Here is a 24481-nt window from a genome sequence, read left to right as displayed (position 1 = left end):
CAGGGCGAACGGCAAACCGAAGGATCCGTCCCCGGCCCACCTCTGATATGAAGGCAGCGACACGATCGTGAGCAGACGGGGGGCACTGCGATGGTCCGGGGGCCGGTCCGCCGCTGGAAGGGCTACGGCAAGCCGCAACGAGCCGAGCTGTACTTCCGCTGGTCGCTCTACCTGGTGGCGTGCATCGGGCTGCCGGTGAACCTGCTGGCCAGCGCCTCCTCGGTACAGATCGCGGACTCGGCCTCCGTCGCCCGGACCGCCCTGGTGCTGTCCCTCGCCTCGATCCTGGTCACCCTCCGGGCCTACCGCACCTCCCTCGACCACTACCTGGGGCGGCCCAGCACCTACCGCCGCTGGCTGACCGTCAACGCCGTCCTCGCGGTGGCCGGTTCCTGGGCCCTGCTGCTGCTCGGACCGTCCTCCGACGGGCTGTCGCCCCGCCCCGGCCCGCCGTTCACCATGGTGATCGCCGCCGCCCTGGTGGGCGGGGCCACCGGACCGGCCGGGGTGAGCCTGCCGTTGCGCTGGGCCTTCGTCGGCGCGGCCGCCGCGCCGCTCGCGGTCGCCCCTCCGATGCTGCTGGCCGGCATCGGCCCCGGCGTCACCACGGGCTGGGTGGTCGGCGCGATCTTCGGCACCCTCGTCCTGATCGGCAGTTGCCGCAGCGCCGCGTGGGTGACCGCCGTCGTCTGGGAGCTGGACGCCGCCCGCGAGGCGCAGTCCCGGCTGGCCGTCGCCGAGGAGCGGCTGCGCTTCTCCCGCGACCTGCACGACGTGATGGGGCGCAACCTCACCACCATCGCGTTGAAGAGCGAGCTCGCCGTCCAACTCGCCCGGCGCGGGCGCCCGGAGGCCGCCGAGCAGATGTCCGAGGTGCAGCGGATCGCCCAGGAGTCGCAGCGGGAGGTCCGGGACGTCGTCCGCGGCTACCGCACCGCCGACCTGCGCGCCGAGGCGATCGGCGCCCGGGCGGTGCTGCGCTCCGCCGACATCGCCTGCGAGATCGACCTCGGCGAGAACGCCGACGGGCTGCCGCTGCCGGTGCAGTCGGTGCTCGGCTGGGTGATCCGCGAGGCCACCACCAACGTGCTGCGGCACAGCGAGGCCGCCCACTGCCGGATCCGGCTGCGGCGGGAGCACGGCCGGGCGGTGCTGGAACTGGAGAACGACGGGGTGCCGGAGGTCCCGTCGCCCTCCCAGGGGGCCGGCACCGGGCTGCGCGGCCTGCGCGAGCGGCTGGCCGCCCACGACGGCGAACTGACCGTCCCGGCGGCCGTACCGGGCACCTTCCGGATGCTCGCCGCCGTACCGCTCTGACCCCCCTGCCACTGCGGATCCGCTGCCGCTGCGGATCCCCTGCCACCCGGGGGTCCGCCCGCCACTGCGGATCCCGCTGCCGAGGAAGGCCGTCCGATGACCGACACCCCGCCCGTGCGCGTCCTGCTCGCCGACGACGAGCACCTGATCCGCGGCGCCATGGCCGCGCTGCTCTCGCTGGAGGACGACATCGAGGTGGTCGCCCAGGCCGGCTCCGGCCCGGAGGCGCTGGCGATGGCCCGGACGCACCGGCCGGACGTCGCGGTGCTGGACCTCCAGATGCCGGGCAAGGACGGCATCGAGGTGGCCACCGAGCTGCGCCGGCTGCTGCCGGACTGCCGCTGCATGATCGTCACCGGCCACGGCCGCCCCGGCTACCTCAAGCGGGCGCTCGAAGTCGGGGTGCGCGGCTTCCTGCCGAAGACCGTCTCGGCGGCCGACCTGGCCGGCATCATCCGCACCGTGCTCTCCGGCGGCCGGTACGTGGACCCGGAGCTGGCGGCGGACGCGATCAGCGCCGGGGAGACCCCGCTGACCCCGCGCGAGACGGACGTCCTGGAGCTGGCCGCGGACGGCACCCCGATCGCGGAGATCGCCCAGCGGGCCGGGCTGTCCCAGGGCACCGTACGCAACTACCTGTCCTCGGCGGCCACCAAGCTGGGCGCCGAGAACCGGCACGCGGCGGTGCGGATCGCCCGCGAGCACGGCTGGATCTGACCGATCCCGTGCCCGCGGGCGGCGGCGGGGCTCAGACCCAGCTGGTGCCGGTCAGCCGCTCGTACACCTCGATGTACTTGGCCCGGGTCCGCTCGACCACCTCGGCGGGCAGCTCCGGCGGCGGCTGCTCGCTGTAGCGGTCCCAGCCGGAGGCCGGGGAGACCAGCCAGTCGCGGATCAGCTGCTTGTCGAAGGAGGCCTGCGAGCGGCCCGGCTGGTACTCGTCGGCCGGCCAGTAGCGGGAGGAGTCCGGGGTGAGCACCTCGTCGCCGATGATCAGCTCGCCGTCCAGCAGGCCGAACTCGAACTTGGTGTCGGCCAGGATGATGCCGCGGTCGCGGGCGATGTCCCGGGCCCGGGCGTAGACGTCCAGGGTGGTGCGGCGCACCTGGTTGGCGAGCTCGGCGCCGATCCGGCGGGCGGTCTCCTCGTAGGGGACGTTCTCGTCGTGCTCGCCGACCTCGGCCTTGAGCGCCGGGGTGTAGATCGGGGCGGGCAGTTCGGAGCTGTTCTCCAGGCCCTCCGGCAGGGCGATGCCGCAGACCGTCCGGCTCTCCTCGTACTCGGTCAGGCCGGAGCCGGCCAGGTAGCCGCGGGCGACCGCCTCCACCGGGATCATGTCCAGGCTCTTGCAGATCAGCGTGCGGCCCTTCCAGTCGGCGGGGGCGCCGGCCGGGACCTCGGTGGAGATCACGTGGTTGGGGACGATGTCGGCGATCCGCTCGAACCACCAGAGCGAGAGCTGGGTGAGCACCCGGCCCTTGTCCGGGATCTCGTTCGGCAGCACCCAGTCGTGGGCGGACATCCGGTCGCTGGCCACCATCACCAGCTCGCCCGACCCGGTGCGGTACAGGTCGCGCACCTTGCCGGTGTGCAGGTGGACCAGGCCGGGTACCTGGACCGGCTCGGGCTTGGTGACAAATCCGCTCAAGGTGTTCAGTCCTCAGGGGTCGTTCACGGGCGTGGGGCACCGCGAAAGGGGAGGTCACTGCCCCCGCAGTCTTTCACGCCCGCCCGCCCGGGCTCCCGGGGAGCCCGGGGCTCAGTTCTTGCAGAGCCGGTCCAGCAGGTTGGCGGTGGCGCGCTGGACCCGTTCGTCGGTGAGTCCGGGGCGGCCGAGGGCGGGCGACCAGGCGAAGGTCCCGGCCGCGAAGACGTACGCGCCGCTGGGCGCCCGGTACAGCGAGGTCTCCTGGTAGCGGGTGCGGCCGGCCAGGTCCCGGTACGGCGAGTGGGCCAGCAGCACCCGCTCGGTGTGCTCGGGCAGCGCGACCTTCGGGTAGTACCGGTCGGCCTCCCCCGCGACCAGGCCGGGCAGCTCGTCCCCCTCCTGCAGCCCGGTGCCGTCCCAGAGCCAGTGCGCGGTGTGCCGGGCGACCAGCGGGACGGGCGCCGCGACCCGGCCCGAGTACTGCACCCCCAACAGGTGCTGCTCGGGCTCCCCGGCGTCCCGCCAGAGCGCGCTGGCCGCGCCGGGCACCCCGGCGGCCGGGCTGCCCGGCCCGACCTTCTGCCGCTTGCGGCAGTTGAGCAGCCGGTTCGGTTCGCCGGAGGCCGCGGCGGTCAGCTCGACCCGCCAGTACATGGTGTTGGCGGACAGGAAGACCAGCGAGGTGCCGCCGTCCCTGGCCCGCTCGGCGGTCCGGCGCATCGGCTCGGACCAGTACTCGTCGTGGCCGGGGAAGACCAGCGCGCGGTGCTCGCCCGGGTCGACCAGCCCGGCGTGCAGGTCGGTCGCGGTGGCGTAGGAGAGGTCGTAGCCGTAGCGCTCGGCCCAGCGGATGAAGTCGTACGCGTGGCCGACGTGCAGCGGCAGCCCGGCGGTGGCGTGCGGGCGGTCGAAGGAGACGGTGACGGCCGCCTCGGGCTCGCCGACCAGGCCGCCCTGCCCGTCCCAGGCGTGGTAGAGGCTGGCGCCGGTCCGGCCGTCCTCGGGGAACAGGTTGTACGCCTGCCAGGTCACGTCCGGGACCACCAGGAGCAGTTCGGCGGTCCGCCCCTGGTCGGCGAAGTCCCGCACGGTGAACGGGATGTGGCTGCGGTGCAGCATGTCCGCGGTGGTCAGCACGGCGACGTACGCACCGGGCTGCCAGTGCAGCGGGACCTGCAACCGCCAGGAGTGCCACCAGTGGTGGCAGGAGACCGTCCGCTCGACCACCAGCGGCGCGGGCTGGGCCAGACCGGCGATCAGCGGACTGGACGTCATGTGGCGGGCACCGTCGCCGCCGTAGTGGCCGATCCGGTAGACGTCCACGGTGAACTCGCGCGGCGGGTTGACGGTGACCCGGAAGTCCACCGAGCCGCCGGGGCGGATCACCCCCGCCGAGGCGAAGCCCTTGATCTGCTGGTCCACGTCGTTGGCGCTCTGCGGGGTGCCGACCGGCGGCTTGGGCCGCACCCCCGCCGAGAGCGGCTGCTGGCCGGGCGCGTCCACCGAGACGTACCAGGGCACGGCGCCCTCGGCCCCGGCGAGGTACTGGTCGGGGCTGCGCAGCCAGGGCAGCGGGCCCTGGCCGAAGGGGTCGGAGACGCTGTAAGCGTGCGTGCCCGACTCCCAGCGGCGGTTGAGTTCGGTCCCCACGCGCCCCTCCCAGGTGCACTTCCGTCCGGTGGCACGTGCCCCCCGGATGTGCGTGCGGTCTAATACACCACACAGTGCTGGCGCTCCGTCACCCCACGGTAGCAATTGGTGTCGGGAATCTTCCGCTCCGCCGGGACGGGGCCTCCGGCCTGCGGAGACGGCCGGCGGCCGGGGCCCCCGGGGGCGCGTGCCGGGGTGCCGAGCGCCGCCCGGGGCGGCCGGGGCGGCCAGGACCTCAGAGGCGGACGGGCTTCTCCAGGCGCACCTCGGCGGCGTCCAGCCAGGCGCGCAGCGGCCCGTCCTGGCCCTGCTCCACCGCCTGGGCGACCGGGCCGGCCAGGTCGGTGCGGCGGACCCCGCCGAGCAGCAGCACCGGGCCGTCCAGCCAGTCCAGGCCGGGCGCGCCGCCCGCGGTGTCCACGGCGGCGCAGCAGACCATCGCGGTGACGTGGTCGACCAACAGGTCGCGGCCGGTGCGGTCGGGCTCCAGCAGCGGGGCCGGGGTGGTGGTGCGGGCGAGCTGGGCGGCCAGGGCGGCGGCCAGCTGCTCGCCGTCGCCCTCGGCGAGCCGGAGCAGCAGCCGGGTGAGGGTCGGGGCGCCCGGGCGGGACTGCGGGGCGAGCCGGTCCAGGGCGGACTGCAGGGCGGCGGCCCGGGCCCGCCAGCCGGCGTCCACCACCTCGGCCGGGTACTCGGCCCACTCCAGCTCGTGCCAGGCCCCGGCCGCCGGGCGGCCGAAGAACAGCTCGGCGGCCAGCCGGGAGACCGCGCGGTCCACCGCGCCGGGCTCCTCCAGCAGGTCGCAGGCGGGGCGGTCGCCGAGCCGGTTGCCGTAGCCGTCGGCCAGCCGGTCGCGGCGGGACAGCTCGGTGAGCGCGGCGACCACGCCGGCGTTCAGGTGCGCGGGGTGGCGGCCGAGCCGCCAGGCGGGCAGCGCGACCCGGGTGAGCAGCCGGTCCCAGCCGGCGTAGGCCAGGCCGACCTGCTCCTGGGCGGCGATCCGCAGGCCGTAGTCGACCGTCCTGGCCTGCTCGGAGGCCCAGCTCGCGACGGACCGCTCCAGCTCGGCGGAGTGGCCGCGGCAGGCGCTCAGCAGCCGGCGGGTGATCCGCCGGGTGATCCGGTCGGCGAGCCGGGCCGGGCCCCGGCGGGGCGGGGCCGGCGGGACGGTCAGGGTGCCGCCGCCGAGCCCGGGGGCCGCGGCCGGACCGGAGTCCAGACAGGCGTCCAGGGCGCGCAGGAAGCGGCGGGCGGCGGCGATCTCGGGGTCGGCGGAGGCCGCGGTGCCGGCCACCACGGGGGCGAGCAGGGCGCGCAGCTCGCCGGACCGCATCCACCACAGGAACGGCGAGCCGATCACCAGGACCGGCGCGGCGGGCTCGGGGTGCGGCCGCAGCGGGTGGGGGCGGCGCGGCGGGGCCACGTCCTCCAGCCAGCTGTCGCAGTCCGGGGTGAGCGCCACCGCGGACGGGGCCGGGACGTCCAGCCGCTCGGCCAGTTCGGCGATCAGCCGGTACAGCTCGGGGGCGCCGGCCCGCTCGACCGGCACCGCCGGGATCTGCGGGGGGACGGCCCGGCGCAGCGCCCGGGCGGTCAGCCCGGCCACCAGCAGGGTCAGCGCGGCGACCGCGCAGACCACCCACCGGACGGCGTCCCAGCCGGCGGCGTCGGCGGAGCCGGCGGCCCCGATCCGGCCGGTGAACCGGCCCGCGAGCAGGACCACCGCCACGGCGGAGGGCAGGACGGCCGCGGCCAGGGCGAGGCCCCGGATCCGCAGGACCGCTTGGGCGTGAGCGCGCGCGGTGTCGACGGCCATACGGTGCGGCACCCCCTTCGGAGCCCTCGGGCACCCGCCACGGGCCCTGAGACGACTCGAAACGATCAGTTCCGACCGGGAAGCGGAGGCGTCCGATCCCGGCAGTGCATGCTGTGTGGCGCTACTGACACTTTCGACGCCCCGGTCCGGGCGGGCGTTCCGGATCGCCCAGGTTTCCACTCGTCCCGGTGACACCGCCCGGTCGTCCCGGTGACGCCGCCCGGTCGTCCCGGTGACGCCGCCGTCGGTCCGGCGACGCCGCCCGGAGGCCGCTACCGGTCCGGTACGGAGCACCGGGCGACCACCCGGCCGATCGCCGTCCAGCATCCCCCCGCGGGCGCGCCGCCACCCGGCGGCGACCCCGGCGCACGGCACCGTCGCACGGCGATCCAGCGCACCATAAGGCCGGGCGCCCGGTTACGTCAGCCGGATGCGGGTGGTGTCACCCGATGGGCTGGAATCCGCCCGCCGATCGGTGCGTCGGGCCCCGGAACCGCTCCGACCCCGGAAACGCCGCAGGCGCTGCGCCCTGCGGGTTGTTCCGCTGCTCTCCGGCGCCCGCCCACCGCCGGAGCCCGGCGCGCCCGCGCGCCGCGTCATGGCCGCGTCATGGCCGCGGCCCCCGTGCGAGGGGTTCGCACGGGGGCCGCCGGGGTCGCGGTGGCGTCAGCCGTTGGCCGCCTTGAGCGCGATGTCGGTGCGGTGCTGGCCGCCCTTGAGGGAGATCTTGTCCACGGCCGCGTACGCGCGGTCGCGCGCCTCGGCCAGGTCGGCGCCGGTCGCGGTGACCGACAGCACGCGGCCGCCGGCGCTGAGCACCCGGCCGTCCCCGTCCGCCTTCGTCCCGGCGTGCAGCACGTACGCGGTGCCGTCCGCCTCGGCCTCGGCGAGGCCCTCGATCGGGTCGCCGGTGCGCGGCGCGGCCGGGTAGCCCTCGGAGGCGACGACCACGGTGACGGCCGCCCCCTCGTCCCAGCGCAGCGGCTCCAGCTGGTCCAAAGTGCCGGTGGCGGAGGCGAACAGGACGCCGGCCAGCGGGGTGCGCAGCCGGGCCAGCACGACCTGGGTCTCCGGGTCGCCGAAGCGGGCGTTGAACTCGATCACCCGGGTGCCGCGCGAGGTGAGCGCCAGGCCCGCGTAGAGCAGACCGGAGAACTCGGTGCCGCGGCGGCGCAGCTCGTCCACGGTCGGCTGCAGGACGGTGTCCAGGACCTCCTGGACCAGCCCGGCGGGCGCCCAGGGCAGCGGCGAGTAGGCGCCCATGCCGCCGGTGTTGGGGCCCTCGTCGCCGTCCAGCGCGCGCTTGAAGTCCTGCGCGGGCTGCAGCGGCAGCACGGTGGTGCCGTCGGTGACGGCGAACAGCGAGACCTCGGGCCCGTCGAGGTACTCCTCGATGACCACGCGCTCGCAGGAGGCGGCGTGCGCCAGCGCGGCCGCGCGGTCGGAGGTGACCACCACGCCCTTGCCGGCCGCCAGGCCGTCGTCCTTGACCACGTAGGGGGCCCCGAAGGCGTCCAGCGCCTCGGCGGCCTCCTCGGCGGTGGTGCAGACGTACGAGCGGGCGGTGGGCACGCCGGCGCCGGCCATCACGTCCTTGGCGAAGGCCTTGGAGCCCTCCAGCTGCGCGGCCGCGGCGGAGGGACCGAAGACCGGGATGCCGGCCGCGCGGACGGCGTCGGCGACGCCGGCCACCAGCGGGGCCTCGGGGCCGACCACCACGAGGTCGGCGCCGAGTTCCGCGGCGAGGGCGGCGACCTGGGCGCCGTCCGACTGGTCGATGGGGTGGACCGTCGCCACCTGGGCGATCCCGGCGTTGCCCGGGGCACAGTGCAGCTCGGTCACGGAGGGATCTTGGGACAGGGAGCGGCACAGGGCGTGTTCGCGGGCGCCGCCGCCGATGACGAGGACCTTCACGCCTGGCAGCGTAGTCGGTGGCCTGTTCCGGCCGCTCTCCGGTCCCGTCGGATCCTCCAGGAGAAGCGGTCCGTACACCGATGAGCTAGGAGGATCCTCCAAACCGGACCGGCTCGGATGCGCTCCGGGTGTCCGGGTCAGGACGGCGGGTCACCGGCGCCTCGCTCGGACGGGTGAAATCTCGTCGGGCCCCGCAACCGCCCCACCTCGCGTTCCGGTGGCCGAAACCGGTAACGATCACCGGGGAAGCGCCCCGCGGTCAGCCATTTGGCGGTAAGAAGTGCTGTTGGACAACCACCGGCGGACGTCGCGTCAGCCGATGCGCCGACAGACCATGCCGCCCGCCCGCCACAGGGAGCCCCACAGGTGAGCCAGCCGGAAATGCAGCCCGAGGAGAGTGCCTGGGGCAAGGACATCGGTGAGGAGGACCAGCCCGCCGCAGCCGTGGCCCGGCGGGCCTCTACCCGGTACCGGACCGATCTGAGCGCCCGCCAGTTCCCGCTCGGGGACTGGGGCGAGCCCGCGGAGCGGCTGGAGGAGCTCTACCGCTGGTCCGAGGAGCGGGCGGTCGAGGCGATCGAGTGGTACCGCCGGGACCGGATCTGGAAGCGCCGCTGGGCGCGCCTGCTGCGCTTCGGGTCGGCCGGCTTCGCGGCGGGCGGGGTGACCGCCCCGCTGGTGGGCCTCACCGGCACGCTCGCCCACGGCACCGCCTGGGGCTACGTGGCCTTCGCGCTCTCCGCCGCCTGCTACGGCGCCGACCGGGTCTTCGGCCTCACCTCCGGCTGGATGCGGGACGTCTCCACCGCGCAGGCGCTGCAACGCCGCCTGGAGGCCTTCCAGTTCGACTGGGCGTCGGAGTGCGTGCGCGAGGTGCTCGGCCCGACCGAGGGCACCGCGGGCGAGGCCGCCGAGCGCTGCCTGGGCGTGCTGCGCCGGTTCTGCGAGGACGTCTCGGACATGGTCCGCACGGAGACCTCGGAGTGGATGCTGGAGTTCCGCGCCTCGATGACCCAGCTGCCCACCCAGTCCGCGGGGGCCTGGGGCGGCCGCACCGAACCCGGGGTGGGCGCCCAGGTGCGGGTGCTGCCGCCGCCGGGGACGAGGCCCACCATGCCGCGGCAGCGGCCGCCGGAGGGACCGCTGCGCTAGCCGGACGGGCCTGGGGCCTCGGCCCTGGGGCCCGGGCGAAGGCACAGGCGGTGCCCGGGCGTTACGCGAAGACGATCATCGAGCCCTGGCCGAGGCTCCGGGTCGCCGCCGCGTACAGGCCCGACCACGCGTGCCGCTCCCGGGCGAAGGGGTGCAGGTCGTCGATCGGCGGCCCGAACGGCTGCTCCAGGCCGGTCGGGCCGAGCGGTCGGGTCGGGCTCGGCGGGTTGAGCGGGTCGATCCCCAGGGCCGGTGCCACGGCCTGCAGTTCGCGCAGCAGTCCGTGGCTGGAGCCGAGCGGGCCGCCGGCGGCGAGCAGCGTCTCGTCCACCAGCGGGGCCTGGAACTCGATCGGCACGTAGGCGCCGGCGTGGTCGAAGTGCCAGACCAGGTGCGACTGTTCGGCACTGCTCTCGAACATCTCCAGCAGTTGCTCGTAGTCGCTGCCGAGCGCGTCGACCGGGGTGATGTCCAGGCCGGTGAGGCCCAACAGGTAGGCGCGGCGCAGGAAGTGCAGCGAGTCGTAGTCGAAGGCGGCTATCGGCTCGACCGCCCCGCTCAGCCCGGGGACGAACTGGTAGACCGGCACTTCGGGCAGGCCGCGCGAGGTGAGCACCGCGTTGTAGAGCGCGAGGTCGTCCCGGAAGGGGTTGTCGGGGCTGTGGCTCAGCACGTCCACCAGCGGGACGAGCCAGAGGTCGCAGGCCATGGCCGGCAGTTCCTCTCCGGACGGCGGGATCGCCCGCGGGGCGGGGCGACGACGGGGGCGGGGTCGGTACCCGGACGGCCCGTGCGGGCGGCCGGTCCGACGCCCGCCCACCCTACCGGCCCGGGGCCGGGCGCGGACCGGGCCGTCCCTGCGGAGTCTCGGGGGGCGACTCGGGCAGCCGCCGGCCGAACCTGGTGTGCGGCACCCAGCGCGGTTGCGGCACCAGACCGAGGCCGAGTCCCAGCTCACGGCCCAGTTCACGGCCGACCTCGTCACCCCGTCGGGGCCGCCCGCCCCGGGCCGCCCCGGGCTCCGGCGCAGCCCCGGGCTCCGGCGCGGGGTCCGGCGCCGGCCGGTCCGCCGGCCGGTCCGCCGGGAGGCGGTGGGACCGGTGCCACGCCGACTGCGGCGCGGGCGGCTCCACCGGGACGGGCAGCGGCTCGCCGTCCGCGACCTCGGTGAGCAGCCCGAGCACCGTCACCGACTCCAGCGGCCGCCCGGCCAGCCCGGCCAGCAGCCGGACGGTGAACAGGTTGTACTCGCAGATGATCCGGTGCGCCCCGTGCAGGTCGTGGGCCCCGATCGCCTCGACCAGGTCCGGGTGGCGGTCCCAGCAGACCCCGCCCAGGGTGGGCATCGCCCGCAGGTAGCGCGCGGCGAACATCCAGGACTGCACCCGCAGCCAGTCCAGGTACTCCGCGATCCGGCGGTTGCCGAGCAGGGCGGAGACCTCCTGCCAGAACCGGCGGTCGCAGCCCACCATCACGTCCAGGTTCCCGGCCCGGGCGGCCCGCACCGCCGCGTCGGCCCGGCGGCTCAGCGAGGGCAGCCGGGTGAGGTCGGGCAGGGACCGGCGGGTGGCGAACTGGCGGTAGAAGCTGTCGGTGAGCAGCACCCTGGCCTCGAAGATCTCCAGGAAGTCCTCCCAGCCCAGCTCCGGCACCGTGAAGCCGCGGTGGTGCTCGGTCCGCAGCAGCCCCTTGGCGCCGAGGTCGACCAGCGCCTCGCGGGCCGGGGTCGCGGAGACGCCGTACAGCTCGGCGATCTCCTTGACGGTGAAGTTGCGGCCTGCCTCCAGCCGGCCGGCCATCATCTCCTCGCGGAGCGCACCGGCGATCTGCTCGCGCAGGCTGTTGCGCTGGATGACGGGGCGGGGGGTGTCGCCGGCGCCGGTGCCGGACATGCGCGCGACCTCCTGGGGCGGGCCACCGTACCGACCCGCGACGGACCGGCCGACCGGCGGCGGGGAACACGACGAGTGCTCATCTTCTCAAACGGACCCGGAGCAGGTACGAACCAACCCTCCCGGACTCCGTGCCCCCGCCCGTGCCTACCGCTGGACCGGCGCCGGGATGCCGAGCAGGCGGTCCCGCAGCACCGGGAACTCCTCGCGCGCCCGACCCACCTCGGCCGGGTCGAACTCGACGGTCAGCACCTCCTCGGCCGCCCCGGCCTCGGCCAGCACCCGGCCCCACGGGTCCACCACGATGCTGTGCCCGGCCTGCTCGACCCCGGCGTGCGTCCCGGCGGTGTTGCAGGCCAGCACGAAGGCCTGCTCCTCCACCGCCCGGGCCCGGGCCAGCAGCGTCCAGTGCTCGCGCCGCTTGGCCGGCCAGGCCGCCGGGACCACCAGCAGCTGGGCCCCGGCGTCCAGCAGGGCCCGGAACAGCTCCGGGAAGCGCAGGTCGTAGCAGGTGGCCAGGCCCAGGGTGCCGAACTCGGTGGGCGCGGTGACGATCTCCTGCCCGGCGCCCATCACCACCGCCTCGCCGCTGTCGAAGCCGAAGCGGTGGATCTTGCGGTAGGTGTGCACCAGCTCGCCGTCCGGGGCGAACAGCATCGAGGTGTTGTAGATCGGACCGTCCGGGTCGCGTTCGACGATCGAACCGGCGTGCAGCCAGACCCCGGCGGCCCGGGCGGCGGCCGCCATCGCGTCCGAGGTGGGCCCGTCGAGCGTCTCGGCACCCTCCGACCAGAGGTCGTGGGCGAAGCCGCCGAGCGGCCACAACTCCGGCAGGACCACCAGGTCGGCGCCCTGCTGGGCCCGTACCAACGACGCGGCCCGGGCCCGCCGTTCGGCGGCCGGCTCGGCGTCGGAGACCGCGAGTTGGATCAATGAAGCGCGCACAGTACCACCGTCCACGGCAAGAGACCTACGATCGTCACCCGAAAGCGCTGCCCAGCTGTCTCCCGGCAGCGTAACGTGCGGTTAGCGTGCGCGCCCGGAAGCCGGACCATCCCGGCCGACCGCGACGGCCGGGCGCCGAGCGTAGGAAAGCTGACGGAGGGCCGGAGATTCCCGTGACGGACAACCAGACCGTGCAGGCTTACACGGAGGCGTGGACCCAGAGCATCGAGTCCATATCGGAGCTGGTCGCCCCCCTCCCCGAAGGCTCCTGGAACCGGGCCACCGAGTGCCCCGGCTGGTCGGTCCGGGACGTCGTCTCGCACGTGATCGCGGTCGAGTCCGAGCTGCTCGGCGACCCCCGCCCGATCCACTCGCTGCCGCGTGACCTTCGCCACGTGACCACCGAATTCGCCCGCTACGTCGAACTGCCCGTCGACAAGCGCCGGTGCCACACCGCGCTGGAGATGACCAGCGAGCTGGAGTACACGATCATCCGCCGCTCCCGCGCGCTGCGGAACGCCAAGCAGACGCCCGGGGAGCCGGTCCGCTGGCCGGCCGGCCCGCTGGCCACGGACGTGCCGTACCACCAGCTGCTGCGGATGCGGGCCTTCGACGTGTGGGTGCACGAGCAGGACCTGCGCCGGGCCCTCGACACCCCCGGCAACCTGGACTCCCCCGGCGCCCTGATCGCCCGGGACGTGCTGCTGGAGCTGCTGCCCAAGGCCGTCGCCCACACCGCCGGCGCCCCGGCCGGGACGGCCCTGGTGCTGGACGTGACCGGCCCGGTGGAGTTCCTGCGCACCGTCCGGGTGGACGCCACCGGGCGCGGCAGCGTGGACGAGTCGATCAGCCTGGCCCCCGACGTCCAGCTCACCATGGACTGGGAGACCTACGTCCGCCTCGCCTGCGGCCGCGGCCGACCCGGGCCGGTGAGCGTCGAGGGCGACAAGGAGCTGGCCGAGCGGGTGCTGGCCAACTTCGCCGTCACCATCTGACGCCCATCGGCGCACCCGGCCCAACCGGCGCGCACCACCCGGCGTACACGCACGACCGTGCGCCGGGTCGGCACCACTCGTGCACCCATGCGTCAATCCATCACCAGCAACCTCACCTGTTTGGCCTCGTTTCACCGGGCAGCACTGCCATCACCCGGAAGAAGGAGGGGCGTCCGCATGGGCGACGAACAGGAACAGCAGGAACAGATGGTGCTGGTGCGGTCGAGCTTCCCGGTCACCGGGCAGCCGATCCGCGTCGTGATGATCGACGGGAAGCCGTGGTTCGTCACGGCGGACGTGTGTGCGGTGCTGGGCCGAAAGAACCCAGCCGACGCCCTCAAGAGGCTGGAGACTCGCCAGCACCGCACCGTCGACATGCGGGCGGTAACCATCGCCAACGGCGATGGTTACGACAACTCCGCAGGTCAGAAACTGTACGGCCGTGGGAATCCATTCCTGCGCGTGGTGAGCGAAGCGGGCCTCTACTCGCTGCTGATGAGGTCCAACAAGACGTCTTCCAAACCGTTCAGGGACTGGGTCACCGAGGAGTTGCTCCCCTCCGTCCGACGGGGCGACACCGACGTCCCGACCCAGCAGCGGCGGATGGCGGAGACCCTGGCCGAGGCGATCGGGCAACAGGTGCGGATCGTCGCGGAGATCGAGCACGAGGACTGGCCCGGTCTGACCGTCCACTCGGACGGGACGGTCCACTGCCGGCACGGGGAGATGGTGCTCCACCTGCCGGGCCGGGAGGAGGACAGCGGGCCGCCGTTCGGCGCGTACTTCGCCTGCCCCGGCGGGGAGCGGGTCGGCATCCGGGGCAGCCGGATCGTCCCGGGGTGCCCGAAGCTGAAGCTGGTGGACCTGATCCGCCTGCGGAAAGCGGCGAAGCCCCAACCCAGCCGAGTGCCACGGCAAGGAACCCTGACCGTGGAGATGCACGGTGCCCGGATCTACGGAACCGCGCCGCAGATCGCCGAGCTGATGAGGGAGTACGGCCGCTGATCCCGCCGCTAACCATCGCTTTCGGCGATGGTTAGCGGCATCCCCGCAGGTCGGAAACCCTACGCATCCGTCGCCGCAAGCCTGCGGCGCAGCCGCAGGATCATCGCCGTCCCCAGCGCCAGCGGCACGTACTGCCAGCAGAAGGCCCAGCGGAAGGCGTCGGCCGAGTAGGCGCCGGTGCCGGACGGGGAGAGGGCGTCCAGGAGCACGCCGATGCCGAACAGGGTGATCATCGTGCCGATGAAGCCGCCCATGTTGACGATCCCGGAGGCGGTGCCGAGCCGTTCGGCCGGGTTGCGGGTGCGGGCGTAGTCCAGGCCGACCAGTGAGGCGGGGCCGTTGCTGCCCATCACCAGGATGATCCCGATCAGCAGCCACATCGGCGGGTGCCCGCCGGGCCAGGCGAGCACCAGCGCCCAACCGGACGCGGTGGTGGCGACGACGGTGAGCACGATGGGCATCCGGGCCCGGGCGGAGCGGGAGAGCAGTCGGCCGAAGAGGAAGCCGAAGGACATGTTGGAGAGCACCAGCAGGGTCAGCAGCCCGCCGGCCTCACCCCGGGACATGCCCTGGGCCTCGATCAGGTAGGGCATGCCCCAGAGCAGGCCGAAGGCGTTGCCGGGGAACTGGGTGGTGAAGTGGATCCACAGGCCCAGCCGGGTGCCCGGCTCCCGCCAGCAGTCCTGGATCTGCCGTCGGACCTTCGGGCGGGCGGCCGGCTGCTCGACCGGTCGTACGACCGCGGGCGCGTCCCTGAGGAAGAGCGCGACCAGGGCGAACACCGCCACGCCGAGCAGCGCGATCGCGGTGAAGGTGGGCGTCCAGCCCTCGCTGTGCAGCGCCTGGGCGAGCACCACGGTGGTGACCAGGTTGCCGCCCATCCCGGCGAGGCCGGTCAGCTGGGCGACGAACGGGTTCTTCGCCGCCGGGAACCACCGGGCGGCGATCCGCAGCACGCTGATGAAGGTCATCGCGTCGCCGCAGCCGAGCACCGCCCGGGAGGCCAGCGCCGGGGCGAAGGAGGAGCTGAACGCGAAGGCGAGCTGGCCGGTGCTCAGCAGCAGCACGCCGAGCAGCAGCACCCGGCGCGGCCCGAACCGGTCGACCAGCAGGCCGACCGGGACCTGCATGGCCGCGTAGACCAGCACCTGGAGGATCGAGAAGGTGGACAGCGCCGAGGCACCGATGCCGAAGCGCTCGGCGGCGTCCAGTCCGGCCACGCCGAGGCTGGTGCGGTGGATGACGGCCAGGACGTAGACGCTGACGCCGACGGACCAGGCCAGCCAGGCCGCGCGGCCGCCGGGCGGTACGGGGGCCCCGGCCGCCGGCGGCTCGACGGCGGATCGAGGAGCGGGGACGGACAGGGACGCGGCTGAACGAGCGGGCTCCACGGTCATAGTCCGTCCAGACTAGTCATCCCATGATTGGACGCCCAGCTCCCTGCGGTGTGAGCTCGCGAACCCCGGCCGGCGACCGTCCGCCCCTCGTCCGCCCCTCGGCCGGCGACCGGCCGGCAACCCGCCGACTCTCAGCCGGTGACCGTCCAGGACACCGACCGGGTCATGTAGCGGTCCCGGAAGGCCTCGTCCCGCACCCAGTCCGTGGTGTCCCGGACGGTCGCCGTCACGGTCGCCGTCCGGCCCGGGGGGAGGCCCAGCAGCGCGGTGTCCAGCCGGCCCCCGTCCACGGCCTGCGGGGCGGCCGGGGCGCCGTCCACCTTCCAGTCCACCGTCAGCTGCCGGGCGCCGGTCAGCGGCAGCGGCCGGACGTCCAGCCGGGGGAGCCCGGCGACCTCGCCGGGCGGCGGCGAGGGGGCGTCGGTCGGCCGGACCTTGCGGTACAGCTCCTCGACGATCGCCTCGCGGGAGGGCAGGTTGTAGGCACTGCCCAGGGTGCGCATCACGGAGTCGGGGGTGGGCCGGTAGAGGCCGTTGGCGCTGCGGTACGCCCCGACGACGCCGGCGCCGTCCGGCGAGACGGCACCCAGCCAGCGCCACCACTTGGTCTGCTTCTTGAGCATGTCCTCGGCGTTGAGGGTGGAGAGGTTCGGGTAGCCGGCGTCGTCCGGGGCGCTGTCGTACTCGTCGCCGAGGTCCCCCACGGTGTGGCCGATCTCGTGCTGGATGATCCGCCCGGCGTCCGGGCTGCCCCCGGCCAGGGTGGTCACCCCGGTGCCCCCGGCGCCGCCGTACTCGACCGAGTTGGCCAGCGCGATCAGGTACTGCGGGCCGGTGCTGTCCCCGGCGTAGCGGGCGGTGGCGCCCTCGTCGGCGCAGAGCAGCCGGGCGGTCCCCTCGCACCAGAAGTGCATGCCCAGCGGGGTGGTGGGGTGGCGGCCGCGGCTCTCGGTCTCGGCTATCCCGGAGGTCGGGGAGACCACCTCGACCCGACGTATGTTGAAGAACCCCTGGTAGGTGCGGAACGGCTCGATGTCCATCAGCGCGTGCCAGGCCTTGTCGGCCTGCTGCCGGAACGTCTCCTGCTCGTCCGCCGTGTAGCCGTCGCCGAGCAGGACCAGGGTGATCCGGTTGGCCGGGTCCCCGGTGCGGCGTATGTCGAAGGTCGGGGCGGCCGCGAGCGTCCGCTGGTCGGCGCGGAGGGCGGTGTGCGGAGGGACCGCCCGGTCGACGGGGGCGCCCGCCCCGATCACGCCGAACGGCGAGGGGCCGACGAGTTCCAGGGCGGCCGGGAGTACGGCGGTGGACACCAGTACGAGGGCGGCCAGACTCCGGACGAGACGGCCAGGGTTGCCAGCAGGCATACGGGTGCGTCCTCGGGGCTCCGGTCACCCGGTGTCGCCCGGGTGGTGGAGCGGAGACGTACCCGCACCGGCGTGTCGCCCCCACCGGCCGAAGAAAATGTCACCGACCTGGCCGAACGATTCCCGTTGTACCTGTCATACCAATGAATCTCGGGGGCTCACCCCCCGGGCTCCCGACGGGCCTCCCGCAGGGTTCACCGGGCGCGCCCGCCCAGTTCCAGCACCAGGTGTGTCCCGAGCCCGAAGAGCAGCCCCCAGAAGGCCGAGCCGATGCCGAACAGGCTCATCCCCGAGGCGCTCGCCAGGAAGGTCACCACCGCCGCGTCCCGCCCGCGCTCCGCCGAGACCGCCGCCGCCAGGCTGCCCTGCAGCGAGGCCAGCAGCGCGACCCCGGCGATCACCGCGATCAGCTCCTTCGGCAGCCCGGTGAACAGGCTCACCAGCACCCCGCCGAAGCTGCCCACCAGCACGTACAGCACGCCCGAGGACATCCCCGCGACGTACCGGCGGCGCGGGTCCGGGTGGGCCTCCGGGCCGGAGCAGATCGCCGCCGTGATGGCCGCCAGGTTCACCCCCGGCGAGCCGAACGGCGCCACCAGCGCCGACATCGCCCCGGTCGCACCGATCAGCAGCCGGTCGTCGGCCCGGTAGCCGAAGGCCCGCATCACCCCGAGTCCGGGCGCGTTCTGCGAGGCCAGGGTGACGATGGTGAGCGGCAGCGCCAGCCCCACCAGGGCCGACCAGGAGAACGCCGGCGCGGTCAGCACCGGCACGGTCGGACCGCCCGAGCCCAGGTGCAGCGGCAGCCCGACGGTGAGTGCCGCCAGCACCCCGCCGACCACCAGCGCGATCAGCACGGCGTACCGCGGCGTGAACCGCTTGGCCAGCAGGAAGGCCGCGAAGCTGCCCACCACCAGCACCGGAGCGCCGTGCACGGCACCGAAGATGCCGGCGCCGAAGGAGAACAGGATGCCCGCGAGCATCGCGTTCACGATCCCCACCGGCACCGCCGCGATCAGCCGGCCGAACCACCCGGTCACCCCGAACAGCGCCACCACGGCCGCGCTCACCAGGAACGCCCCGATCGCCTCCCGGTACGGGTAGTGGCCCAGGCTGGTCACCAGCAGCGCCGCCCCCGGGGTGGACCAGGCGGTGATCACCGGCGTCCTGGTCCACCAGCTGAGCGCGAAGCCGCTCACCCCGCTGCCGATCGCCACCGCCCAGATCCAGGAGCTGGTGTGCGCCGGGTCCAGCCGCCCGGCGGCAGCCGCCGCGAGCACGACCACCAGCGGCCCGGAGAACGACACCGCGACGCAGACCAGCCCCGCCAGCAAAGCCGGCACCGACACGTCCCGCCGCAGCGACCGACGTTCGCCGCCCCCGGCCGCCGTCTGTTCCGGTCGAATCGTCAGCTCATCCGTCATTCCGGCAGTATCCCGAAACCGCCCTGCGGGAGCCGCCGAAAAAACTTTTCGATCCACCTGCAACCCCCGGCGGGGATGGACGTCTATCAGGGTGAAGGCACGGAGAGCGAGACCGGCGGAGCCGGGGGGCGCTTCCGCTCACCAGGAGCGGAGCCGGTCGTCTTCATCCAACACACCGTCAGGCTCATGACCTTGGGGAGTCACGTCATGCGTACGTCCGTTATCAACCGTTTTGCGAAGAACGACCGCGCCTTCTCCGGCCGCCGCCGCATCGCCGTCCTCGCCGCCACCACCGTCCTCGCCGGCGGCGTCCAGTTCATCGCCGCCGACACCGGCTGGGCCTGCGGGGACGGCGTCGCCACCGCCCCGGTCTCCCAGGAGGTCGCCCAGGACAACGACTTCGACCTGCACGGCCCCGGTGCGAAGTCCGCGTTCATCAGCCCCATCCCGACCACGATCACCATCGGCGGCCCCAAGGCCGAGTTCGGGGTGGAGATCGCGAACTTCAGCAAGGCCGACTTCCACAAGGCCGTTGCCGGCTTCGGGCTCTTCAACCCGAGCGGCGCCACCCCCAAGCCGTCCCAGGTCAGCGTGGACGTCATGGACCACGGCCAGTGGAAGCACCTGACCATGGCGGGCGGCTGCGACCCGGCCATCCACGCCACCGGGCTGGAGTCCGTCGCCGAGCCGCTCACGGTCGGCCACGCCCGCCGCTACCTGTTCCGGGTCTCGATCTCGGCCGACGCCCCCAAGGACGTCAAGGAACTCCAGGTGTTCGGCGCCGGCGCCAACTTCTCGGGTGCCATGACGACGGTCAAGGTCGTACGCCAGGCCTCCGCCGAGACCACCGGGCCCACCGCCCCGGCCAAGCCGAAGCCCGCGCCGACCAAGGAGGCCAGGCCCGCCGCCCTGGCCGAGCCGGCCGCCGACCGCACCCCCGCCAAGGCCACCGAGCCCGCCAAGGCCCCCACCGCCACCCCGTCCGCCGCACCGGCCACCACCGCGCCCGCCGGCACCCCGGAGCTCGCCCACACCGGCGCCTCCTCCACCAACGCCTTCCTCGCCACCTCCTCCGCCGTGCTGCTCGCGATCGGCGGCGGTGTCCTGCTCGCCGTCCGGCGCCTCCGCCGCCAGCGGTAGTCGCCGGGCAGGTACGACGAAGGGGCCCTGGTCCGCACGGCGGTGCGGAGCAGGGCCCCTTCGTCATGTCTCCGGGGGCGTCAGCCCCAGGTGATCAGGCGCTTCGGGAACTCCAGCAGCCCGGCCACGTCGGCCAGCACCCGGGAGCCCAACTCCCCGTCCACCAGGCGGTGGTCGAAGGAGAGCGCGAGCGTGGTGACCTGGCGCGGGACCACCTTGCCCTTGTGCACCCACGGCAGTTCCCGGACCGCGCCGAAGGCGAGGATGGCCGCCTCGCCCGGGTTGAGAATCGGGGTGCCGGTGTCGACGCCGAAGACGCCGACGTTGGTGATGGTGACCGTGCCGCCCTGCATGTCGGCCGGCGAGGTCTTGCCCTGGCGGGCGGTCTCGACCAGCTCGCCGAGCGAAGTCGCCAGGCCGGAAAGGGTCTTGGACCCGGCGTCCTTGATGTTCGGGACGATCAGGCCGCGCGGGGTGGCCGCGGCGATGCCGAGGTTCACCTGGCCCTTGACCACGATCTCCTGGGCCGCCTCGTCCCACTGGGCGTTGATCTCCGGGTGCCGCTTGATCGCCACCAGCAGCGCCTTGGCGACCAGCAGCAGCGGGCTGACCCGGACGTCGCGGCCCAGTTCGCCGCTCTCCTTGAGCTTGCGGACGAACTTCATCGTGCGGGTCACGTCGACCTGGACGAACTCGGTGACGTGCGGGGCGGTGAAGGCCGAGGCCACCATCGCCTGCGCGGTCGCCTTGCGGACGCCCTTGATCGGCACCCGGACGTCGCCCGAACCGGACACCGGCACCGGAGCCGCCACGGCCTCGACGGCCTCGGCCACGACCGGCTCGACGGCCGGGACGGCCGGAGCGGCCTGGGCCGCGGCGTGGGCGTGCAGGTCATCGCGGGTGATCACCCCGCCCACGCCGGTCGGGGTGACGGACCGCAGGTCGATGCCCAGGTCCTTGGCCAGCTTGCGTACCGGCGGCTTCGCCAACGGCCGCTCACCGGCGGGCAGTTCGACGGGCGCGGCCGGAGCGGCCGGAACCGGGGCGGCAGCCGGAAGGACCGGAGCAGCCGGAGCCGCGGCCTTCGCCGTACCAGCGGCCGTACCAGTGGCCGTACCGCTGGCCGTACCGGTCCGCCGGGCTCGGCGCTGGGCGGTGCCGGTGCGCGGGCCGTACCCGACCAGCACCTCCCGCCGCTCCGGCTCGGCCTCGGCGGCCGGCTCCGCAGCCGCGGCGACAGCGGGCGCGGGCGCGGGCACGGGCGCGGGCACGGCGGCCGGAGCGGCCCCCGCCTCCCCGGCGACCGCCACCGAGATGATCACGGTGCCGACGTCGACCGTCGCGCCCTCGGGGAAGAAGAGCTGCTCGACGACCCCGTTGAACGGGATCGGCAGCTCCACCGCCGCCTTGGCGGTCTCCACCTCGCACACGACCTGCCCGTCGGTGACGGTGTCACCGGGCTTGACGTACCAGCTGAGGATCTCGGCCTCGGTGAGGCCCTCGCCCACGTCGGGCATCTTGAACTCGCGGAGCGAGCGAACTTCGGTGGTCATCTACGCTCCCCGGTATCAGTACGCGAGCGCGCGGTCGACGGCGTCGAGCACGCGGTCCAGGTCGGGGAGGAAGGCCTCCTCGACGCGGGACGGCGGGTACGGCGCGTAGTAGCCGCCGACCCGCAGGACCGGTGCCTCCAGGTGGTAGAAGCACCGCTCGGTGAGCCGGGCGGCCAGCTCGGCGCCCATGCCCAGGAAGACCGGGGCCTCGTGCACCACGACGGCCCGCCCGGTGCGCTTGACCGACTCCTCCAGGGCGGCGAAGTCCACCGGGGAGAGCGAGCGCAGGTCGACGACCTCCAGTCGGCGGCCGTCCTCCTCGGCGGCCGCGGCGGCCTCCAGGCAGACCTTGACCATCGGGCCGTACGCGATCAGCGTCGCGTCGGTGCCGGGGCGGACGATCCGGGCCTGGTGCAGCCCCAGGTCGGCGGCGGCGCCGACCTCGCCCTTGTCCCAGTAACGCCGCTTGGGCTCCAGGAAGATGACCGGGTCGTCGGACTCGATGGCCTGCCGCAGCATCCAGTGGGCGTCGTGCGCGTTGGACGGGGTGACCACCCGCAGACCGGCGGTGTGCGCGAAGTACGCCTCGTGCGACTCGCTGTGGTGCTCGACCGCGCCGATGCCACCTGCGTAGGGGATGCGGACGGTGACCGGCATCTTGACGTGCCCGAGCGCGCGGGCGTGCATCTTCGCCAGCTGGGAGACGATCTGGTCGAAGGCCGGGTAGACGAAGCCGTCGAACTGGATCTCCACGACGGGGCGGTAGCCGCGCAGCGCGAGGCCGATCGCGGTGCCCATGATGCCGGACTCGGCCAGCGGGGTGTCGATCACCCGGTCCTCGCCGAAGTCCTTCTGCAGGCCGTCGGTGATCCGGAAGACGCCGCCGAGCTTGCCGATGTCCTCGCCCATCAGGACGGTCTTCGGGTCGTTCTCCAGCGACTTGCGCAGCGCGTCGTTGAGCGCCTTGGCGATGCTCTGACCGGCCATCAGTGGTTCTCCCCCGCCTCGAAGGAGGCCGCGTACTCGACGTATTCGGCCCGTTCCTGATCGACCAGCGCGTGCGGCTCGCTGTACACGTGGTCGAAGATCAGCGTCGGGTCCGGGTCCGGCATGCTGCGCACGCCCTCGCGCACCCGCAGCCCCAGCTGCTCGCTCTCGGCGTCGACGGAGGCGAAGAACTCCTCGTCCGCCAGGCCCTCCTTCTCCAGGAGGGTGCGCAGCCGCAGGATCGGGTCCTTGGCCTTCCAGGCCTCGGTCTCCTCGGTGGCCCGGTAGCGGGTGGGGTCGTCGGAGGTGGTGTGCGCGCCCATCCGGTAGGTGAAGGCCTCGATCAGCACCGGGCCGTTGCCGCTGCGGGCGTGGTCGAGCGCCCAGCGGGTGACCGCGAGGCAGGCCAGCACGTCGTTGCCGTCGACCCGGACGCCGGGGAAGCCGAAGCCGGAGGCGCGGCGGTACAGCGGGATCCTGGTCTGGGTGGTGGTGGGCTCGGAGATCGCCCACTGGTTGTTCTGGCAGAAGAAGACCACCGGCGAGTTGTAGACCGAGGCGAAGGTGAAGGCCTCGTTGACGTCGCCCTGGCTGGACGCGCCGTCGCCGAAGTACGCGATCACCGCGTCGTCGGTGCCGTCCTTGGTGATGCCCATCGCGTAGCCGGTGGCGTGCAGGGTCTGCGCGCCGATCACGATGGTGTAGAGGTGGAAGTTCTTCTCGTTCGGGTCCCAGCCGCCGTGGTTCACGCCGCGGAACATGCCGAGCAGGTTCAGCGGGTCGACGTCGCGGCACCAGGCGACGCCGTGCTCGCGGTAGGTCGGGAAGGCGTAGTCACCGGGGCGCATGGCCCGGCCGGAACCGACCTGGGCGGCCTCCTGGCCGAGCAGCGAGGCCCACAGGCCCAGCTCGCCCTGGCGCTGGAGCGAGGTCGCCTCGCCGTCGAACCGGCGCACCAGCACCAGGTCGCGGTAGAGGGAGCGAAGCTCCTCGGGGGTGGTGGTGAGGGGGTAGTCCGGGTGCTCGACCCGCTCGCCTTCCGGCGTGAGCAGCTGGACGAGCTCCGGCTGGGCGTCCGTCCCCGTGGCGCGGAGGGTGTCAGGAACAGCGGGAGCCGCCTTCTTGCGGGTCCTCGCCGTGCTTTTGACGGTCACGTTCACTCCTCGGTCTGTCCGGCCGCCCGGGGTCGCCGGTGACCGGTCCGGTCACCGCCTCGCGGGGCGCGCGTGGGTGTGCGCACCTACTGCGTGGCAGGTGGTGATCCTGTTCCGACGGCGTCCCTCACGAGAACGTTACCCAGCGTCCGCCCTTGGCGCGCTTGCGCTAGGACGTCCTACTTGTTCAGGGCCTACAACCCCGAGGGTGCCGCGTCCGGCTCGCCGTCGGAAGGGTGGGGGTGACGGTCGGCGTGACGCAGCTCTCAATTCGAGCGCCTTCAGGACACCAGCGCACGTTATCCGGGCGGAAGCCCGTGCGTAAGGGGGTTCTCGGTATCGGTTTCGGTCGGGTGTGGCTGGATCACGCCTTTACGGCACTGGGGACGATAGGCCTTTTGTACGGTGATATGGGAGGCTTTGGGCGTGACTGATAACGGACAAATCAGGGTGTTCCTGCTCGACGACCACGAGGTCGTCCGACGGGGCGTGCACGACCTGCTGTCGGTCGAGGACGACATCGAGATCGTCGGCGAGGCCGGCACGGCCGCCGAGGCGCTCACCCGGATCCCCGCGGTCCACCCCGACGTCGCGGTGCTCGACGTCCGGCTGCCGGACGGCAACGGGGTCGAGGTCTGCCGCGAGATCCGGTCCCGGCTGCCCGGGATCAAGTGCCTGATGCTGACCTCGTTCTCCGACGACGAGGCGCTGTTCGACTCGATCATGGCCGGCGCCTCCGGCTACGTCCTGAAGGCGATCCGCGGCACCGACCTGATCACCGCCGTCCGGGACGTCGCGGCCGGCCGCTCCCTGCTCGACCCGGTCGCCACCAGCCGGGTGCTCGCCCGGCTGCGCGACGGCGGCGGGAAGGAGGACGAGCGGCTGGCCCAACTCACCAAGCAGGAGCGGCGGATCCTCGATCTGATCGGCGAGGGGATGACCAACCGTCAGATCGGCAACGAGTTGCACCTGGCCGAGAAGACGGTGAAGAACTACGTCTCCAGTCTGCTCGCCAAGATGGGCATGGAGCGACGCACCCAGGCGGCGGCGTACGTGGCGCGGCACCAGGCCGATCATCAGTACTGATACTTCCCTTCACACATGTGACGGTTTGTCAAGGGCCCCCAC

At 73.7% G+C, this 24481-nt stretch carries 20 protein-coding genes; 7 read left to right on the top strand and 13 right to left on the bottom strand.

The window, feature by feature from the left end:
• The first annotated feature begins 90 nt into the window (after nt 1-90).
• Both ACZ4W5_RS07270 and ACZ4W5_RS07265 read left to right on the top strand, forming a co-directional pair.
• Nucleotides 91-1317, top strand: a complete 1227-nt coding sequence (locus ACZ4W5_RS07270) for a sensor histidine kinase (protein WP_465653476.1) — start codon at nt 91-93, stop codon at nt 1315-1317.
• A gap of 96 nt (nt 1318-1413) precedes the next feature.
• Nucleotides 1414-2034, top strand: a complete 621-nt coding sequence (locus ACZ4W5_RS07265) for a response regulator transcription factor (RefSeq protein ID WP_360227477.1) — start codon at nt 1414-1416, stop codon at nt 2032-2034.
• A 31-nt stretch (nt 2035-2065) separates the two neighbouring features.
• Here the strand turns inward: ACZ4W5_RS07265 and ACZ4W5_RS07260 are convergent, their stop codons facing one another.
• The 4 genes from ACZ4W5_RS07260 to purD all read right to left on the bottom strand — a co-directional run bounded on the left by ACZ4W5_RS07260 (nt 2066) and on the right by purD (nt 8345).
• Entirely contained in the window at nt 2066-2965 is a 900-nt protein-coding gene (locus ACZ4W5_RS07260; RefSeq protein ID WP_465653475.1) for a phosphoribosylaminoimidazolesuccinocarboxamide synthase, read from the bottom strand.
• A 111-nt stretch (nt 2966-3076) separates the two neighbouring features.
• Nucleotides 3077-4615: a N,N-dimethylformamidase beta subunit family domain-containing protein gene (locus ACZ4W5_RS07255; protein WP_360227483.1), complete on the bottom strand. Its 1539-nt coding sequence runs from the start codon at nt 4613-4615 to the stop codon at nt 3077-3079.
• A 235-nt stretch (nt 4616-4850) separates the two neighbouring features.
• Complete coding sequence (locus ACZ4W5_RS07250) at nt 4851-6431, bottom strand: hypothetical protein (RefSeq protein WP_465653474.1); 1581 nt, start codon at nt 6429-6431, stop codon at nt 4851-4853.
• A gap of 666 nt (nt 6432-7097) precedes the next feature.
• Nucleotides 7098-8345 (bottom strand): phosphoribosylamine--glycine ligase, encoded by a 1248-nt coding sequence (gene purD, locus ACZ4W5_RS07245; protein WP_465653473.1) that lies wholly within the window; start codon nt 8343-8345, stop codon nt 7098-7100.
• A gap of 366 nt (nt 8346-8711) precedes the next feature.
• Here purD and ACZ4W5_RS07240 point away from each other — a divergent pair, with 366 nt between their 5' ends.
• A complete protein-coding gene (locus ACZ4W5_RS07240) occupies nt 8712-9497 on the top strand; it encodes an SLATT domain-containing protein (protein ID WP_360227492.1) in 786 nt (261 codons plus the stop codon).
• 61 nt (nt 9498-9558) lie between these two features.
• On the opposite strand, the gene ACZ4W5_RS07235 is transcribed toward ACZ4W5_RS07240, so the two are convergent.
• From ACZ4W5_RS07235 to ACZ4W5_RS07225, 3 genes are all read right to left on the bottom strand, one after another.
• Nucleotides 9559-10206 carry a hypothetical protein gene (locus ACZ4W5_RS07235; protein WP_360227495.1) on the bottom strand — a complete coding sequence of 216 codons (648 nt, stop codon included), beginning with the start codon at nt 10204-10206 and terminating at the stop codon, nt 9559-9561.
• Between the two features lie 112 nt (nt 10207-10318).
• Entirely contained in the window at nt 10319-11389 is a 1071-nt protein-coding gene (locus tag ACZ4W5_RS07230; RefSeq protein ID WP_465653472.1) for a GntR family transcriptional regulator, read from the bottom strand.
• A gap of 147 nt (nt 11390-11536) precedes the next feature.
• Complete coding sequence (locus ACZ4W5_RS07225) at nt 11537-12334, bottom strand: carbon-nitrogen family hydrolase (protein ID WP_360227501.1); 798 nt, start codon at nt 12332-12334, stop codon at nt 11537-11539.
• 173 nt (nt 12335-12507) lie between these two features.
• On the opposite strand from ACZ4W5_RS07225, the gene ACZ4W5_RS07220 reads away from it, so the two are divergent.
• Both ACZ4W5_RS07220 and ACZ4W5_RS07215 read left to right on the top strand, forming a co-directional pair.
• Nucleotides 12508-13329: a maleylpyruvate isomerase family mycothiol-dependent enzyme gene (locus ACZ4W5_RS07220; RefSeq protein WP_360227504.1), complete on the top strand. Its 822-nt coding sequence runs from the start codon at nt 12508-12510 to the stop codon at nt 13327-13329.
• A 177-nt stretch (nt 13330-13506) separates the two neighbouring features.
• Nucleotides 13507-14334: a BRO-N domain-containing protein gene (locus ACZ4W5_RS07215; protein WP_465653471.1), complete on the top strand. Its 828-nt coding sequence runs from the start codon at nt 13507-13509 to the stop codon at nt 14332-14334.
• Between the two features lie 59 nt (nt 14335-14393).
• On the opposite strand, the gene ACZ4W5_RS07210 is transcribed toward ACZ4W5_RS07215, so the two are convergent.
• The 3 genes from ACZ4W5_RS07210 to ACZ4W5_RS07200 all read right to left on the bottom strand — a co-directional run bounded on the left by ACZ4W5_RS07210 (nt 14394) and on the right by ACZ4W5_RS07200 (nt 18519).
• Complete coding sequence (locus tag ACZ4W5_RS07210) at nt 14394-15731, bottom strand: MFS transporter (RefSeq protein ID WP_465653470.1); 1338 nt, start codon at nt 15729-15731, stop codon at nt 14394-14396.
• 131 nt (nt 15732-15862) lie between these two features.
• The gene (locus tag ACZ4W5_RS07205) at nt 15863-17095 is read right to left on the bottom strand and encodes a M64 family metallopeptidase (RefSeq protein WP_465653469.1); all 1233 of its coding nucleotides are present in this window, start codon (nt 17093-17095) and stop codon (nt 15863-15865) included.
• 194 nt (nt 17096-17289) lie between these two features.
• A complete protein-coding gene (locus tag ACZ4W5_RS07200) occupies nt 17290-18519 on the bottom strand; it encodes a benzoate/H(+) symporter BenE family transporter (RefSeq protein WP_465653468.1) in 1230 nt (409 codons plus the stop codon).
• A gap of 207 nt (nt 18520-18726) precedes the next feature.
• On the opposite strand from ACZ4W5_RS07200, the gene ACZ4W5_RS07195 reads away from it, so the two are divergent.
• Nucleotides 18727-19659, top strand: coding sequence for an LAETG motif-containing sortase-dependent surface protein (locus ACZ4W5_RS07195; protein ID WP_465653467.1), 933 nt, complete (start codon nt 18727-18729; stop codon nt 19657-19659).
• A gap of 80 nt (nt 19660-19739) precedes the next feature.
• Here the strand turns inward: ACZ4W5_RS07195 and ACZ4W5_RS07190 are convergent, their stop codons facing one another.
• The 3 genes from ACZ4W5_RS07190 to pdhA are packed head-to-tail and all read right to left on the bottom strand — an operon-like array spanning nt 19740 to nt 23353.
• Complete coding sequence (locus ACZ4W5_RS07190) at nt 19740-21212, bottom strand: dihydrolipoamide acetyltransferase family protein (protein ID WP_465653466.1); 1473 nt, start codon at nt 21210-21212, stop codon at nt 19740-19742.
• 15 nt (nt 21213-21227) lie between these two features.
• Nucleotides 21228-22199: an alpha-ketoacid dehydrogenase subunit beta gene (locus ACZ4W5_RS07185; protein WP_360227525.1), complete on the bottom strand. Its 972-nt coding sequence runs from the start codon at nt 22197-22199 to the stop codon at nt 21228-21230.
• Nucleotides 22199-23353, bottom strand: a complete 1155-nt coding sequence (pdhA, locus tag ACZ4W5_RS07180; protein ID WP_360227528.1) for a pyruvate dehydrogenase (acetyl-transferring) E1 component subunit alpha — start codon at nt 23351-23353, stop codon at nt 22199-22201. Before pdhA ends, ACZ4W5_RS07185 begins: the two co-directional genes overlap by 1 nt.
• A 426-nt stretch (nt 23354-23779) precedes the next feature.
• On the opposite strand from pdhA, the gene ACZ4W5_RS07175 reads away from it, so the two are divergent.
• Nucleotides 23780-24439, top strand: coding sequence for a response regulator transcription factor (locus ACZ4W5_RS07175; protein ID WP_360227531.1), 660 nt, complete (start codon nt 23780-23782; stop codon nt 24437-24439).
• Nucleotides 24440-24481: the final 42 nt, after the last annotated feature.

Source organism: Kitasatospora sp. NPDC029367, from assembly GCF_055569135.1.
The sequence above is the reverse complement of the archived record's forward strand: the minus strand, read 5'-3'. Positions and strand labels throughout refer to the sequence as shown.

Bases quoted from the DNA above. Each gene is read 5' to 3' on its own strand.
- ACZ4W5_RS07205 (WP_465653469.1), bottom strand. From the start codon at position 17,095: ATGCCTGCTGGCAACCCTGGCCGTCTCGTCCGGAGTCTGGCCGCCCTC.
- ACZ4W5_RS07235 (WP_360227495.1), bottom strand. From the start codon at position 10,206: ATGGCCTGCGACCTCTGGCTCGTCCCGCTGGTGGACGTGCTGAGCCAC.
- ACZ4W5_RS07230 (WP_465653472.1), bottom strand. From the start codon at position 11,389: ATGTCCGGCACCGGCGCCGGCGACACCCCCCGCCCCGTCATCCAGCGC.
- ACZ4W5_RS07195 (WP_465653467.1), top strand. From the start codon at position 18,727: ATGCGTACGTCCGTTATCAACCGTTTTGCGAAGAACGACCGCGCCTTC.
- ACZ4W5_RS07210 (WP_465653470.1), bottom strand. From the start codon at position 15,731: ATGACCGTGGAGCCCGCTCGTTCAGCCGCGTCCCTGTCCGTCCCCGCT.
- ACZ4W5_RS07250 (WP_465653474.1), bottom strand. From the start codon at position 6,431: ATGGCCGTCGACACCGCGCGCGCTCACGCCCAAGCGGTCCTGCGGATC.
- ACZ4W5_RS07200 (WP_465653468.1), bottom strand. From the start codon at position 18,519: ATGACGGATGAGCTGACGATTCGACCGGAACAGACGGCGGCCGGGGGC.
- ACZ4W5_RS07265 (WP_360227477.1), top strand. From the start codon at position 1,414: ATGACCGACACCCCGCCCGTGCGCGTCCTGCTCGCCGACGACGAGCAC.
- ACZ4W5_RS07185 (WP_360227525.1), bottom strand. From the start codon at position 22,199: ATGGCCGGTCAGAGCATCGCCAAGGCGCTCAACGACGCGCTGCGCAAG.
- ACZ4W5_RS07215 (WP_465653471.1), top strand. From the start codon at position 13,507: ATGGGCGACGAACAGGAACAGCAGGAACAGATGGTGCTGGTGCGGTCG.
- ACZ4W5_RS07190 (WP_465653466.1), bottom strand. From the start codon at position 21,212: ATGACCACCGAAGTTCGCTCGCTCCGCGAGTTCAAGATGCCCGACGTG.
- ACZ4W5_RS07270 (WP_465653476.1), top strand. From the start codon at position 91: ATGGTCCGGGGGCCGGTCCGCCGCTGGAAGGGCTACGGCAAGCCGCAA.